The following is a 15,758-nucleotide window of genomic DNA, read 5'->3' on the forward strand; positions in this document are numbered from 1 at the left end:
AAGTTCATGAAATTTATAGCAATTTTACCAATGAATATGGAGAGATATCAAGATAAAATCAAATTATATAACATAATATGTTATATTTTTTAACATTCATTTTAAAAAGAAAGAGGCGAGAGGGGATGCATGCGCTTTATCAAAAAATAAATACAGAACGAATTGTACGGCGAATTGAAGAACTGGCGAAATGTAGTGTAACAAAAAAAGGGGTGACCCGCTTTTCCTTTTCAAAGGAAAACGAAATGGCTCATGAGTTGGTAGCGCAATGGATGCGAGATGCGGGCATGACCGTTCGCAGGGATGGTCTTAACAATATCATCGGTCGTTATGAAGGCAAATGGCCTGATGCACCGGCACTGCTCATTGGGTCGCACCTCGACTCTATCATTGAAGCCGGTAAATATGACGGGGTACTTGGTGTAATCGCAGGAATTGAAGTGGTCCAAACACTATATGAAAACGGAATGAGACCGAATAATCCGATGGAAGTGATCGGCTTTTGTGATGAAGAAGGTGCTAGATTTCATACAACTCTGCTTGGCAGCCGGGCAATGGCGGGTAATCTGCGTGAAGAAGAACTGTTTGCAAAAGATGGAAATGGGACCACCTTGGCAGAAGCTATGAAAGAGTTTGGCCTAGATCCCTTGCAATACAATACGGTTGCCCGTAATCCGAAAACAATCCTCGGTTATCTTGAATTGCATATTGAACAAGGTCCAATTCTTGAGCAAATGAACCAACCTTGTGGGGTCGTATCCGGAATTGCAGGACAGTCTCGATATAAATTCCGGGTAGAAGGATTGACAGGACATGCAGGAACTGTCCCGTTGTCGCTTAGAAAAGACGCGCTTGTTGGAACAGCCGAAATGATCCAGACGATTGAACGGCTCGCACTCCAATATGAAAGTCTGGTAGCTACTGTAGGAAAAATAGCTATATTTCCGGGGGCCAGCAATGTGATTCCAGGATTGGTGGAAGGAACACTGGATGTCCGGTCAGTTGACGATGGAACCAGAATGACCGCACTGAATCGAATTTTTGAGGAATGCGAGCACATTGCCAAACGCCGGGGATTAATTTGCGAGTTTACAAAAGTCATGGAATCTCCTGCCGTGATATGTTCAAGTCGTTTTATCGATGTGATTTCTTCCGTTCTCAAGGAATATAAAATGAAGTCTGTTCAACTTGTCAGTGGAGCGGGACATGATGCGATGGCATTAGCTTCTATAACTGACATTGGCATGATCTTTGTCAGATGCAAAAATGGTCTGAGTCATCATCCTGACGAATTTGTAGCAGCCGAGGACATTAAAATAGGAACCTCTGTGCTGCTGGATGTTGCTCTGAAGTTGACATCATAAAAAAGTCTTAAGATTAGAAGGGGGAATCATCAATGGCAACTATCAAATGTCAAGCGAAGCAGGAAATTTTGCAATGGATTGAATCTGAAAGGCACAACCTCATCCATTTTCTACGGGAACTGGTTGCTGTACCGTCGGACAATCCGCCGGGCGACTGTTATGCGATCGCAGAACACATCCGTAAACGGCTGCATGATTTTCAATTTGAGGATGTTGCACTGTTGGAAGTAGAGCCGGAAGAAGTCAGGGAAAAAGGGATGGTTCGAGTGGCAAACGTTGTCGCCAAAACGATCTTCGGGATCGGAAAAGGGCCTGAAATAGTTCTTAATGCTCATGGAGATGTGGTGGCGCCAGGACTTGGCTGGACATATGATCCATATGGCGGACAAATAGTGGACGGGAAGCTGTATGGTCGTGGGGCCGCCGTGTCCAAATCGGATATCGCCTCATATACTTTCGCAGTTATGGCTATTCGACAAGTGGCGGAGAAGTTGTCGGGTAAAGCGACCTTGGCGTTTAATTTCGATGAGGAGATAGGCGGAGAAATGGGGCCAAAGTGGATGATCGAAAAGGGGTATATTCAGCCGGATATGGCAATATCAGCTGGATTTACACATTCGATTGTAAACTCGCTTAGCGGATGTCTGCATCTTGAAATCCGAATTAAAGGCAAATCGGCACATGCGGCTGCACCGCATTCAGGACATGATGCCATCGAAGCGATGAGCGGTGTACTACAAGCGCTATACGATTATCGCCGGACATTGGATCAAAAGCGTTCCAGTATTCCTGGGATTGAGTCGCCCACGTTAGTAGTTGGATTGATTTCAGGAGGAATCAATACGAACGTAGTACCGGATCAATGTACCATTCGTATAGATCGCCGGTTGATCCCAGAGGAAGATGGAGAACAGGTAGAAATGGAGATTCGTGAATTGGTAGAACAGGTGGTTAATCGCTATGAAGGAACCTGGGCGGAGTTTGAGCGCATACTGCTGGCAAAAAGCTTTAAGCCAACACCGATAGAATCTCCGTTCATCCAGACGCTTATGGCAAACTGTAAAGAAATTTTGGACAGTGAACCGGTGATTCACGGAATTCCGTTATACACAGATGCCCGACATTTTGCAGAAGCAGGAATTCCTGTTGTCCTGTTTGGAGCGGGTCCTCGAACATTATTGGAAGCCAACGGACATCGGGCAGATGAACATGTCCGGATTGAAGATTTGATCAAAGCAACAAAAATTGTGGCACTTACTCTATATGATTTGCTTCGGACAGACAAATAACAATTTCTTTGCGTTTTAAACAACAAAAGAGGATCTCATAGCAGCATGAGTAGGTGGTCGTTGCAGAAAGACTCGCCTGGCAAGAAGGGTTTAAAATCTTCTTGAAAGAAAGGAGTCCAACCTTGTTTTTATCATCCGTTTTTCAACGATCTTTCTTACCGATTTGGTGTTTGAAACAAAAAGGAGAGTTCAGTTATACAGGAATGATGAGCAACATGATGTGGCCAAATCTTGTGAATCATAGTTCAGAACCGTCAAAGGGGGAGGGGAGTTATCAATGTACCATAAAATGGACAATGGGCAGGAGGAATTATTTAACGAAACTATTGCTGACTACAGTGAGCGACTCCATAACGAGGATTTGACTCCTCCAAAGGAGCGAAAATGGGGTTTTTTCAGCTTGTTATCCATGTGGATGTCTGATGTACATAGCATTGGCGGCTATACATTTGCAGCTGGATTGTTCTTTCTTGGTTTGTCGGGTTGGCAAGTTTTCATAGCGATTATTCTGGGAGCTTTGCTTGTAAATTATTTTGTCAATCTCCTTTCTGTCCCTGGAACGAAAATGGGTTTGCCGTTCCCGGTGATGGCGCGTATTTCATTCGGTGTGTTCGGAGCTAATATACCTGCACTTATACGGGGAACGATTGCTGTTTTTTGGTATGGTATACAAACATACCTTGCCTCGAATGCCGTGGTAGGTGTAATGTTGCTACTTATGCCCAGTCTGGTTACCTTAAATGATACATCTTTTCTAGGACTTTCTTTATTGGGATGGATCGGCTTCCTGATTCTCTGGGTTTTGCAGCTGCTCATTGCGGTATATGGAATGGAGAAGATTCGCAAATTTGATAATTTTGCGGGTACTGCCGTATATGTGATGATGCTGTTCTTGCTCATTTGGATCGTTAAGAAAGCGAATGGAAATATCAACATAATGGACCATTTTGTTGAAGTGTCTAGAGGCAAACAAATTCATTCATTTTTTGCAGCCATCGCACTAGTAGTAGCGTATTTCTCAACACTGATGTTAAATGCCTGTGATTTTACACGTTTTTCAATGTCAACGAAAGTAACAAAACGCGGAAATTTCTACGGTATACCTGTCAACTTGACAGCATTTTCTTTGGCCGCTGTAGTGATCACGGCTGGTACCATAACCGTTTTTGGTAAAGCGATAGTCGATCCTGTTTTGATCGTACAAAAGATTGGCAATAGTGTGGTCAATTTTATTGCGGCTATTGTTTTTATAGTTGCTACGCTAGCCATCAATATTATCGCGAACCTTGTATCTCCTGCCTATGATTTTGCCAATGTAGCACCAAAACATATAAATTTCAAGAAGGGAACGATTATGACTGCCATTTTGTCCGTTCTAGTGATGCCCTGGAAAGTTTATGGGAGCCCTGTGGCTGTCAACTATTTTTTGGGAGGGCTTGGAGCTTTCCTCGGTTCCATTTTCGGAGTTATGTTTATGGATTATTACTTAGTAAAGAAGCAAAAAGTGGATGTTCATTCTCTCTACAAGGAGGGTGCCGCTTCCCCTTATTGGTACAATAATGGCTTTAACTTGCGGGCGTTATCCGCTTTTATGATCGGTTCTACTTTCGCTGCAATTGCCGCGCTAGTTCCAATGCTTTCTTTTTTTGCTCCCTTTTCATGGTTTATTGGTGCTGTGCTATCTGCCGTTGCTTACGGTGTTTTCATGCAGCACAATCAACCAATATCAGAGAACAAAGCTCAATCTTTGTCTTAATCGTGTAAAAAAAGGGGGGGATAGGCGTGAAAGAAAATGGTTACGATCTTATTATACGCAACGGGCAGATGGTTACCGAAGATGGAATATTTCAAGGGGACATCGCCGTGTACGAGCAAAAAATCGTTCAAATAGGATCGATACCGTCAGAGAGAAAAGCGAAGCTCGAGATTAATGCTTTCGGTCTGCATATTTTGCCTGGTTTGATTGATACTCATGTCCACCTTAATGAACCCGGCCGGACGGAATGGGAAGGTTTCTACACTGGATCTCGGAGTTTGGCTGCAGGGGGAGTAACGACTTTTTTTGATATGCCTCTTAACAGCAGTCCACCGACTACATCGACATACGGATTTGAAGTGAAAAAAGAAGCCGCCATGCAAAAATCGATTCTTGATTTTGGTCTTTGGGGAGGACTGGTTCCGGGAAATCTTGATTCCTTGGAACCTCTCAAAGATTTGGGTGTTATCGGATTCAAAGGTTTTATGTCAGATAGTGGCATTGATGAGTTTCTACCCGTAGATGATAGTACTTTATTGAAAGGAATGAAAAAAATAGCTGAGCTGGGTTCCATACTGGCTCTTCATGCCGAAAACGACGTCATGACGAAGCAACTTGCCAATTGGCATCAATCACAAGGGAACTTGACCGCGCGAGATTATGTGTCTTCCCGTCCCGTTATATCGGAAATCGAAGCAGTAAACCGGGCAGCAGCTTATGCACAATTGACGGGATGCAAATTGCATATCGTACACGTAAGCAGCGGGAAAGTGATCAAGTATGTTAGTGAAGCGAAAGAAAAAGGGATTGATATCACGGTTGAAACTTGCCCCCATTATCTGACTCTTACCATTGAAGATCTCGAACGACTCGGCGGCATCGCGAAATGTGCCCCACCTCTAAGAGAACGGGAGGATGTGGAATCGCTGTGGGAGGCTTTGAAGTCTGGTAAGATTGATATGATTGGTTCAGATCATTCTCCTTCTCCCCTTAAGATGAAAATCGCTTCGCCTAACAGTGATTTTTTTCGTTTATGGGGAGGTATATCGGGGGCGCAGACAACCTTAAATGTTTTGCTTGAGGAGGGGTATTGGCGGCGTGGAATTCCCTTGGAAGTCATTGTACGAGTAACAGCAACCAATCCGGCAAAACGTTTTGGTCTGTATCCTCGGAAAGGGACAATTGCCGTTGGAAGTGATGCTGACCTGACATTGGTCGATTTGCGATCTTCTTTTGTCCTAAAAAAATCCGATCTTTTGTATCGGCACCCGCAGAGTCCATATATTGGGAAAAAATTCAGAGGTAAGGTAACACATACCATTCTGCGAGGAAGAGTTGTTTTTCGGAGAGGCGATATAATGGATAACAATATCTCTGGACAAATGGTATAAATAAAGCTTTTGCTCTTCTATTAGGAGCTTTTCACGTTTTGGAAAAATTCCTCAACATAACTCGTGAATGGAAAATTCTTGATCCTATTCTTTCATCGCTTAATGAATACGAAAAATGGTCTCTTTAGTATGGCCAAGTATGTATATAATCACTTTCGTTTTTCATTAAGATGATTCTACTTTAGTATCGAAATAAAAGGTTGTTTTTATAAACAGTTCGCAAATTCAATAGTGATGGATTCAAGGTATAGAACTTCATTGTCCTATACCTTGTTTTGTTGCTGAATGGTTCCATACATTGGAAGTACTTAATACTAACCATTCGAAATCTAATGGGATGAATTATTGTAAACAACTTCGAACAGACCAACAATCTGAATTTTACCCAGTAGATGGCATGTATAGATACATTATGTCCATACGAGCGTGATATGAGATATTACAACGGTTTCGTATAAAGGCGAGATTGAGCGGACCACTCCGAACCTCCTGATAATTCAATCATTCCGGTTTGTTCAAAGGGGAGTGGGATATTAGGCGCATTTACCATATTCGTTTGTGGTTCCGGGCAAAAAAATCCACTTTTTGCATCTTGATTAAACAGCATCCAAAAGCGAAATTCTGAACTTGTCTCATATATAAGAGAGATTTTTTCGCGTTGATCCGTTAACACCATTCGATTTTTTCCATCTTGGGCCACATAATGATGATCGAGTGGTTGATAGTACGGAGAAAAACCTTCTGTTGCGATTTTTTTCTCTTCTTCATTCAAAGGCAATAGATTTCCTGTTGGCAATGAGCGTTCATTCAATTCTACTCGATCTTTTATGGTCAATTGCAACGTATAATCTTCCGCTGTGCTGTTTTTTGAAAAAGGCGCCTTAATGGATGTGTGGAAACCAATCATTAAAGGCATGGATTCTGAACCGTTATTAATGATTTTTACTTGTTGATTTAGTCCTTCTTTCGACAGAGTATATCGCAGATGCACTTTAAAGCGATGCGGGAAATAACGAAAGACTTCGGATTGCTCGTCTATACTTTGTACTAATTCTATAAAACATTCTCGATCTGTAGATCCATGTTTAAATACTTCCCAGACAGCACTGTGAAAAAAACCGTGTAAATGATTATTCTTTGACTTTTCATTAATAGGAAAATGATACACTTTACCCGAAAAGGTAAAAGTACCGTCTTCTAAACGATTAGGTGGAAACAATACTGGAATGCCATATAAAAAAGGCTTTTGTTGAAAATCTTCCATTTCATGAATGGACGGTTCGCGAATAAAGTCATAATCCTTTTCTACATTTCGAAACGCAATCAGGTTTGCTCCAAACTTCGGAAGAATAACCGCTTGATATGGATCACAATTTAATTCATAAGCGTACATTCCATTAAAACGGGTTTCTTTGACAACATTTTTAGATACGCTGTTCATATCCCGATTCTCCCCTATTCATTCATTGGTATGAAAAGTCTCTGAATCCATAAGAAATTGATGAATCATAAAAGAGGCTGCTCCCAAAGCGGTAGCATTTCGATTTAACTGGGAAATATAAATCTGATGACTTTGATGAACATATCTAGAAATTCTGGAGGAAATCGTACTTTGTATAGAATTTAACACAATAGGATTCGCTTCGATTAAATTGCTTCTTAAAACAACCGCTTCCGGATTAAAGGCATTGATAATATTGGTTAAACCGATTCCTAGATAATGTCCGAATGTTTCCAGCGCTTTTAACGCTTCCCCGTCATTTTCTTGAATCATTTTGCTCGCCTGTTCTAAAGTTACTTTTTCCATATTCTTTAATTGGGAAAGATTGTCGTAAAACGCTTTTTCTGATGCATACAGTTCCCAACATCCATAGTTTCCACAGCCGCATTTTTTTCCATTGAAATCAATCGTCATATGCCCCATTTCACCGGAAAATCCGTCCGTTCCTCGATAAAGTTCATTGTTGACAATGATGCCGAGGCCAATTCCGTTCCCGATACTCACATAGATGCTGTTTGTGCAATGTTTGATGGAACCAAACAATTTCTCGCCGTAAGCCCCGGCGTTTGCTTCGTTATCAATCAGGACTGGACAATGAAAATGGGTTTCCAATACAGTTTTCAAATCAACATCTTTCCACTTAGAGTTTGGAGTAAATAACACCAATTGATCTTTATTCACGAATCCATGAACGCCGACCCCAATCCCGATTATGCCATACGGCGATTTTGGGGCTTTGCTGGCCACCAATTGGATTCTTTCTAATAGAATGGGTTTGACTGCTTCGAACGAATTGTCAGAGATCTCACAGTAATCGCAATAAATGACGTTTCCTTCCAAATCCGTTAATAAAGTTAAAATATAAGTGACTCCTAAATCGACTCCGATGGCATAACCTGCCTCTTTATTAAAAACCAGCAATACAGGTTTTCTCCCTCCGCTTGATGAGCCTGTACCTATCTCAGATACAAGATTTTTTTCAATTAACAATGCGGTTTGAGAAGAAATGGTCGCTTTGTTCAAATTGGTTATTTTGGATAATTTCGCTCTTGAAACTGGATAATGGTTGATGATGTTTTTTAATATAATTTTTTGATTGTGGACCTTTACAAAAGTTTGATCCGCTGTTTTCATGAACATCCTCTTTCTTAGTTTGTATAGTCGATAAACGAACTAAATTTTCATTTTTATCTTTTTCTAGACATTTTTATTGTATCGTATTTTTTATTCAAAAAAAATATTGAATTTTAAAAATGATGGTGCTAGTATGAAGGTGTACTTAGTTTATTGGTTAAACAAAGTACGCATCAATATATTTTTTTGATGCGATTTGAATTCGCTTTCATTATCTAAAACATTCAATCGAGGAGGTAATTTAAATGACTTACTTTCCTAATGTCGGCAAAATCAGTTATTCCGGAAATTCATTAAAAAGTGATCTCTCATTTCGTTATTACAATCCCGACGAAGTCATTGCGGGGAAAACGATGAAAGATCATTTACGTTTCTCGGTTGCTTATTGGCACACTTTTACCCAAGATGGATCTGATCCATTTGGTTCGGGAACGATGATTCGTCCTTGGAATCATTTAAAAGGCATGGATTTAGCAAAAGCAAGAGTAGAAGCAGATTTTGAATTTTTTGAAAAATTAGGCAACCCATATTTCTGCTTCCATGATCGCGACATCGCTCCTGAAGGGGATACGTTAAGAGAAACGAATCAAAATCTTGATGTGATCGTTTCCATGATAAAAGATTACATGAAAACTAGTCATGTAAAACTTCTATGGAACACTGCGAATATGTTTACAAATCCTAGATTTGTACATGGGGCTGCCTCTTCTTGTAACGCCGATGTTTTTGCTTATGCCGCTGCACAAGTGAAAAAAGCGCTTGAAATCGCCAAAGAATTAGGAGCGGAAAACTATGTGTTCTGGGGCGGTCGAGAAGGCTATGAATCATTGCTGAATACCGACATGAAATTTGAACAAGAGAATATGGCCAGATTCTTCCATATGGCGATTGATTATGCGAAAGAAATTGGTTTTGAAGGTCAATTTTTAATTGAACCGAAACCAAAAGAACCTACGAAACACCAATATGATTTTGATGCGGCCACTACGATAGCATTCTTGAAAACGTATGATTTAGATAAAGACTTTAAATTGAATCTGGAAGCGAACCACGCAACATTAGCGGGAATCCTGTCTCATGACAGGAAATTGACCGAGCTAACCCTCCTGTTCCGGGAGTTTGTATTTTCATGCTAATTCTAACAAGCGCAATCCTTCATTTTTGATATTGATTGCTGAATTGTGATCACGATCTAATACAATGCCGCAAGTACGCTACAGCAGTTATAAAGAAGGCATCGGCGCCGAAATTGTTTCAGATCGTTCCTCTTATCATATCTCGATCAACCGCTGTTTCTGATTGTAAACACCGTATTTCATCCGTGAATAGGCAGAAAAGAGCCTCCCCCTCAATCACCCTTTTCAAACTACTTTCCAATCGGTTTGCTTTTGTTCACCAAAAAACAAAATGAAGTGTGTATTTCTTTTTTCGGTCTACCAGAAAGATTGGATAGCATCCTTTCCGATCGTTCTTCCTTCTGTACAGTTTTGTCAGCCAAACCACTTTTCGCTATGAAAGCTATTAAGCACTCTTTCCAACCATCGTTTTTAAGTTATCATATATCCGCATGAAGAGGAGTGCTTTTTTGAATTTTCTTACAAAGTGATAGGCAGGTTAAAAGCCGTCAAGGAGAGAACTTGACGGCTATATTTTTCAAATACTGTTTAGTCATTTGAAGACGGCCATTTTACTTTATTCGGTTAATGTTTTTTGGGGAACGTGTTGATCACAACAATGAGCTGAATGGATACAATTCCTTAACAATCTCTTAATAAACGGGTCAAGTGTATTAGACAAATCTTTTTATAAATCATAATTTATAGAAAGCGTAATGGCTGATGAATTCCCATGGATGACTTAAAACGCCCAACTTCAGAAAGACAAAATCGAAGATGTCTTGACAAACTTTACACAAGATGGACGATATAGCAATCCCATGAAGATTCATTTTGATTTTATAGGAGGGATATAGTGGAGAAGACTTTCATTGAACCATGGGAAGTGAATGAAACCACTCATGAGTTTTTTGTACCTGACTATATTAACAAGTTGGCAGATAAAGTTTTAAAGCATTATGATTTTTCGGTAAAAAGCATGCAGGTCGTGACAACGAAACCTGATAAAGGGGGATGTATTTGGAAGATTGAAACGAGCAAGGGACCGAAAAGCTTAAAGCTGTTGCACAGAAGACCAACCAGGAGTTTATTTAGCTTGGGAGCTCAAGAATATTTAGTTGATGTTCGGCATGCCAGAGTACCGCCCATTGTCAAGACGAAAGATGGAGCCAATTATGTCGAGGCGGGAGGAAAGCTATGGTTCGTCGCAGAGTGGATTGAGTCGTTAACACCCGTTACAAAAGATTTAGAGGGAGCCAAATTGCTTTGTTCCGCACTAGGTGAATTTCATCGATTAAGTAAAGGCTATGTCCCCCCGCGCCAAGCAGAAACAGCTTCAAGATTGCACAAATGGCGAAGCAATTATGAAAACGTCATTATGAAAATGGATTGGTTTCGAAACATTGCTAAAGCTTATAAAGAGCTTCCCGCAAGTTCGTACTTATTAGACGTGGTAGATGAATTTGAAAAGCAAGCTCGAAGAAGTCTGGAAAAACTGGATCAATCTAAGTATTATGAATTAATCAAACATGGCAATTCCCATTGGGGCTTAGTTCATCAGGATTATGGCTGGTCTAATGGCCAAATGGGCAAGAACGGGATGTGGATTATCGACCTTGACGGTGTTGCCTATGATCTCCCGATTCGTGATTTAAGAAAGCTGATTTCGGGAACCATGGCGGACTTATATAAATGGGATGCAAAGTGGATAAGAGAGATGATTAAAGCTTATCATGAATCAAATCCCATCTCTCCTGAATTATATGAGATTCTTATGATTGATTTATCACTTCCGAATGAATTCTATAAAAATATAAAAGAAGTTGTGTATGAACCTGAATTGTTTCTAAATGAACAAACTGTACAATTAATGAAAACCATTATCGAAACGGATAAGACTAAATGGCCGGTCTTGGAGGAAATTCAAAATGATTGGAAGAGAGTGAAATGACATGAAAATTTTGATGATCTGTACGGAAAAGCTCCCTGTGCCTCCCGTACGAGGAGGAGCGATTCAAACTTATATTTCCGGTGTTCTTCCACATTTAAGCAAGCATCATGATATTACCGTTTTAGGGACTGATGATCCTTCTCTTCCTGATCAAGAAACTGTAGACGGCATTCATTATGTACGTGTACCGGGAAAAATCTTCGAAATATATCGAGAAGGTGTGATTCGATATATTGAATCAAACTCATTCGACCTTATCCACATTTTTAACCGTCCACGCCTTGTCATTCCTGTCCGTAAGGCCGCTCCTCATTCTAAGATAACTTTAAGCATGCACAATGATATGTTCAATGCGGAAAAAATCGATTCAGAAGAAGCAACCGCAGCTTTGGAAGAAGTTTCTGGTATTGTAACGGTCAGTGATTATGTTGGGAATGTCATACGTCAACTTTATCCACAAGCATCGTCAAAGATTCGCACGATTTATTCCGGAGTAGATATCGAGAGATTTTTACCCGGAAGTCATCCAAAGATGCAAAAAAAACGCAAGGAAATTCGAAAAGCGAATGGTTTAGAGGGCAAAACGGTGCTTTTATTCGCCGGAAGGCTTTCGCGCAATAAAGGGGTCGATAAATTAGTTAGAGCGTTACCGGAACTTTCGAAAAAATTTAAAGATTTAGCTCTCGTTATTGTAGGCAGCAATTGGTTTAGCCAAAATAACATAACCGATTATGTGGCTTACGTACGAGCATTAGCCAAAAAGCTGCCAGTGCCGGTTATAACAACAGGCTTTGTGGCACCGGATGAAATACAGAATTGGTTTGCTGCAGCTGATTTATTTGTATGTACTTCGCAATGGCAAGAACCGCTAGCTCGGGTGCATTATGAAGCAATGGCAGCAGGACTTCCGATCGTCACAACCGCACGGGGCGGCAACCCGGAAGTCATTCATTCAGGAGAAAATGGTCTTGTTGTAGAAAACCCGGAAGATCCCAAAGATTTCGTAGCAAAAATCTCCCGAATTTTATCTGACAAATCTTTAATGAAAAAAATGGGAGAAAGAGGAAGAGAACTGGCTGTTTCCCAGTATCAATGGGATCGGGTGGCATCCGAGATACTGGAAGTTTGGAGTCAAGCAAATCATGCGATTCCAACTTCAGAAAATGAACAAAAAAGTACAGCAAAAACGAATGCAAATGAAGCGAAACATAAAAAGGATAAAGAATCGGAACCTGAAGATAAGATTAAATACACCATATTGGATGTGGATGGAGAAACCGTTAGAAAAAGCATATGGTATTCCAAGCACTATAAACGTAGCCATGATAATAGGCATACACGCAGACGTCATAAAAGAAATTCCCACAGCTATAGTAATAGGCGTACACACAGGCGCAAAAAAAGACGCGGACGAGGAGACAGTACGAGCCGAAGACGCAGAGACAGTTAAAATGGCATATGGTTTCCCAAAACTTATGATGGCTGGAAAGAAGCATTATTAGTTTCTGTAACTGGATAGTTGACTTACCAAAAGGCAATAAGCAGCTATAAGAAATTGAGATACTGAGCAAATCTTTAAATACGTTTTGATATTTAAAATATATAAATCAATAAGTTAGGACTATCAAAAATAAAGATTTGTTTTAGAGAAGAGGTCAGGTTGATGATTCGGAAAGCGATAATACCAGCAGCAGGGCTGGGGACAAGGTTTCTTCCTGCAACAAAGGCATTGCCAAAAGAAATGCTTCCGATTGTGGATAAACCAACCATTCAATATATTGTCGAAGAGGCAATAGCTTCTGGAATAGAGGATATTATTGTCATAAGCGGACGCAGCAAACGTTCGATTGAAGATCACTTTGATAAATCGTATGAGCTAGAAGAAACTCTTTTTAAGAAAAACAAACAAATGTTGCTGAAAGAAGTACAAAAGATTTCAAACATGGCTAATATTCATTATATTCGCCAAAAGGAACCAAAAGGACTTGGCCATGCCATATACTGTGCGAAAAGTTTTGTTGGAAATGAGCCATTTGCTGTATTGCTAGGCGATGACATCGTCGACTCTTCGAAGCCTTGTTTAAAACAATTGATGGAAGTTTATGATCGTTATCATTCATCCATCGTAGGCGTTCAGCCAGTAGACGAAGATGATGTTTCCAAATACGGCATTATAAAACCGAAAGGAAATGAGATCGAAGAAAATATCTTCAATATTGAAACGCTAGTAGAAAAACCAAAAAAAGATGAAGCTCCTTCTCGATTTGCCATTATGGGACGGTATATTTTAAGATCGGAGATTTTTGATATTTTGAAAGAGTTGCCGCCGGATTCCAATGGTGAAATTCAATTAACAGATGCCATTAAAATCATGAATCAATCGCAGACAGTATTAGCCTATCAATTTCAAGGTAAGCGCTATGATATCGGGAGCAAGGCCGGGTTTATACGTGCGACGATTGATTTTGCTTTACAGCGACCAGACTTGCAAGAAGACATATTAAAGTATCTGAAAGAAGTGATTGCCCCCAAAAATTTAAACAGTTAGAACAAAGGTCGGTATGAAGGACATGGGGCGATCTTAAAAAGTTTGAACACTTCGATTGACAAGCAGCTAATGAGTAGAGTGGAACAGTTTTCACTTAGTCAGAGTGGACACTTTGATCATTGATTTGGAATGAGTATCATCTCTATCATTAGACATAAAACTGTCGAGTGCAAGATCTTTCGCTAAAAATGGGAGTCAGCCGTATAAAATAAATGATCGAGTTCGTTGCTTCGTGTAAGAGTACGCTTATCATTTGTCATAACGATTCACTTACATTCCATTCTGTCCAGTTTGATTTCGTGGGTACATGAATATATACCCATTAGCTATATAAACACAGAGTGCCTTGTTTAGAAGAAAAATAAAAGAATCGAGGTGAATCTTTTGAATATAGCCGTTATTGGGGCAGGATATGTCGGAACTACAACCAGTGTAGCGTTTGCCAATTATGGACACAAGGTATATGTCGTAGAGAATGACCAAGAAAAATTAAAAAAGTTGAAAAAGTCCATTCTCCCTTTTTATGAAGAGGGAATGGAGGAACTGTTAAAAAAACTTATTGCCGGCGGAAATCTTTTGTTTTTCCAAAATATAGAGGAAGTTATCGATCAAGTTGAAATTTTATTTATTACCGTCGGCACACCTTCCTTACCGAACGGAGAAGCGGATTTATCTTATGTAGAGGAAGCGGCACGACAGATTGGAAATTTGATGAATGAATATAAAGCCATTGTCATTAAGAGTACCGTTCCAATCGGGACCGGTGATAAAATTCATAAAATCATAAAAGCTGAACTGAAAAAAAGAAACAAAGAAATTTCTTTTGATCTCATTTCGAACCCGGAATTTTTACGAGAAGGAAAAGCATTGCAAGATGCTCTGTATCCTGAGCGAATTGTGATTGGCTGTGAAACGGAGAAAGCCGAAAAGGTCATGAAAGATTTGTATAAAGAGATCAACTCACCCGTTGTGTTTACAACGATCAAAGATGCTGAAATGATCAAGTATGCCTCAAACGCGTTTTTAGCGACTAAAATTTCGTTCATCAATGAGTTGGCGCGACTTTGCGATAAAATTGGGGCCAATGTGATTCAAGTGGCAAAAGGAATGGGGTTAGATAGCAGGATTGGTCCTCATTTTCTCCAGGCAGGAATCGGGTATGGCGGATCTTGTTTTCCGAAAGACATAAAAGCATTGCTAGCATTGGCTTCTGCAAAGAAAACTCCTTTACAAATACTTCAGGCCGTATCAGATGTGAACCAAACCCAAGCACTATGGTTTATGGAAAAAGTAGAAAAAGCGTTGGGCTCGCTGTCAGGAAAGCGCATTGCGGTTTTAGGCCTTACGTTTAAACCTCAAACGGACGATATAAGAGAAGCATCCTCACTAAAAATTATACAATACCTCATCGAAAATCATTCCTACATTTCGGCATATGATCCACAAGGAACAGAACATGTAAAAAAGATATATCCTAACGTTCATTATACTCAAACCCCATTTGAAGCTTTAAAAGGAGCAGACGCGGTATTAATTGTAACGGAGTGGAAAGAAATCGTAGAAATAGACTGGAAAAAAGCAAAAAACGTTTTATCCCAACCATACGTATTCGACGGAAGAAATTGCCTGAACTCATCTGCATTGAAGAAATTAGGCTACCATTATGAAGGAGTAGGTACGCCTAGTTTTGATGTTTGAAAATGGCTCCG

The 15,758-nt window shown here is 40.1% G+C and carries 10 protein-coding genes and 2 pseudogenes; 9 read left to right on the forward strand and 3 right to left on the reverse strand.

What is annotated here, in order from left to right:
• The first annotated feature begins 125 nt into the window (after positions 1-125).
• The 4 genes from N1I87_RS07915 to N1I87_RS07930 all read left to right on the forward strand — a co-directional run bounded on the left by N1I87_RS07915 (position 126) and on the right by N1I87_RS07930 (position 5,800).
• Positions 126-1,364: an allantoate amidohydrolase gene (locus N1I87_RS07915; RefSeq protein WP_341101264.1), complete on the forward strand. Its 1,239-nt coding sequence runs from the start codon at positions 126-128 to the stop codon at positions 1,362-1,364.
• A 32-nt stretch (positions 1,365-1,396) separates the two neighbouring features.
• Positions 1,397-2,653 (forward strand): ArgE/DapE family deacylase, encoded by a 1,257-nt coding sequence (locus tag N1I87_RS07920; RefSeq protein ID WP_341101265.1) that lies wholly within the window; start codon positions 1,397-1,399, stop codon positions 2,651-2,653.
• A gap of 277 nt (positions 2,654-2,930) precedes the next feature.
• Positions 2,931-4,409 (forward strand): NCS1 family nucleobase:cation symporter-1, encoded by a 1,479-nt coding sequence (locus N1I87_RS07925; protein WP_341101267.1) that lies wholly within the window; start codon positions 2,931-2,933, stop codon positions 4,407-4,409.
• Between the two features lie 26 nt (positions 4,410-4,435).
• Positions 4,436-5,800, forward strand: coding sequence for an allantoinase (locus tag N1I87_RS07930; protein ID WP_340395885.1), 1,365 nt, complete (start codon positions 4,436-4,438; stop codon positions 5,798-5,800).
• Between the two features lie 439 nt (positions 5,801-6,239).
• Here the strand turns inward: N1I87_RS07930 and N1I87_RS07935 are convergent, their stop codons facing one another.
• Together N1I87_RS07935 and N1I87_RS07940 are read right to left on the reverse strand one after the other, a co-directional pair.
• Positions 6,240-7,241, reverse strand: coding sequence for an aldose 1-epimerase (locus N1I87_RS07935; RefSeq protein WP_341101269.1), 1,002 nt, complete (start codon positions 7,239-7,241; stop codon positions 6,240-6,242).
• A gap of 18 nt (positions 7,242-7,259) precedes the next feature.
• Complete coding sequence (locus tag N1I87_RS07940; protein ID WP_341101271.1) at positions 7,260-8,435, reverse strand: ROK family protein; 1,176 nt, start codon at positions 8,433-8,435, stop codon at positions 7,260-7,262.
• A gap of 245 nt (positions 8,436-8,680) precedes the next feature.
• Here N1I87_RS07940 and N1I87_RS07945 point away from each other — a divergent pair.
• Positions 8,681-9,502, forward strand: a pseudogene (locus N1I87_RS07945) (xylose isomerase); the annotation flags it as partial.
• 60 nt (positions 9,503-9,562) lie between these two features.
• Here N1I87_RS07945 and N1I87_RS18030 read toward each other — a convergent pair.
• Positions 9,563-9,646: pseudogene (locus N1I87_RS18030) on the reverse strand (RNA-guided endonuclease InsQ/TnpB family protein); the annotation flags it as partial.
• A gap of 760 nt (positions 9,647-10,406) precedes the next feature.
• On the opposite strand from N1I87_RS18030, the gene N1I87_RS07950 reads away from it, so the two are divergent.
• The 4 genes from N1I87_RS07950 (at position 10,407) to N1I87_RS07965 (ending at position 15,747) form a co-directional block, all read left to right on the forward strand.
• The gene (locus tag N1I87_RS07950; RefSeq protein ID WP_341101272.1) at positions 10,407-11,501 is read left to right on the forward strand and encodes a CotS family spore coat protein; all 1,095 of its coding nucleotides are present in this window, start codon (positions 10,407-10,409) and stop codon (positions 11,499-11,501) included.
• Position 11,502: 1 nt separating this feature from the next.
• Positions 11,503-12,951 carry a glycosyltransferase family 4 protein gene (locus tag N1I87_RS07955; RefSeq protein ID WP_341101274.1) on the forward strand — a complete coding sequence of 483 codons (1,449 nt, stop codon included), beginning with the start codon at positions 11,503-11,505 and terminating at the stop codon, positions 12,949-12,951.
• Between the two features lie 210 nt (positions 12,952-13,161).
• The gene (gene galU, locus N1I87_RS07960; protein ID WP_341097131.1) at positions 13,162-14,049 is read left to right on the forward strand and encodes a UTP--glucose-1-phosphate uridylyltransferase GalU; all 888 of its coding nucleotides are present in this window, start codon (positions 13,162-13,164) and stop codon (positions 14,047-14,049) included.
• 384 nt (positions 14,050-14,433) lie between these two features.
• Positions 14,434-15,747, forward strand: a complete 1,314-nt coding sequence (locus tag N1I87_RS07965; protein ID WP_341101275.1) for a UDP-glucose dehydrogenase family protein — start codon at positions 14,434-14,436, stop codon at positions 15,745-15,747.
• Positions 15,748-15,758 lie beyond the last annotated feature (11 nt).

It is taken from the genome of Bacillus sp. FSL W8-0102, from assembly GCF_038007225.1.
Taxonomy (GTDB): domain Bacteria; phylum Bacillota; class Bacilli; order Bacillales; family DSM-4216; genus Bacillus_O; species Bacillus_O smithii.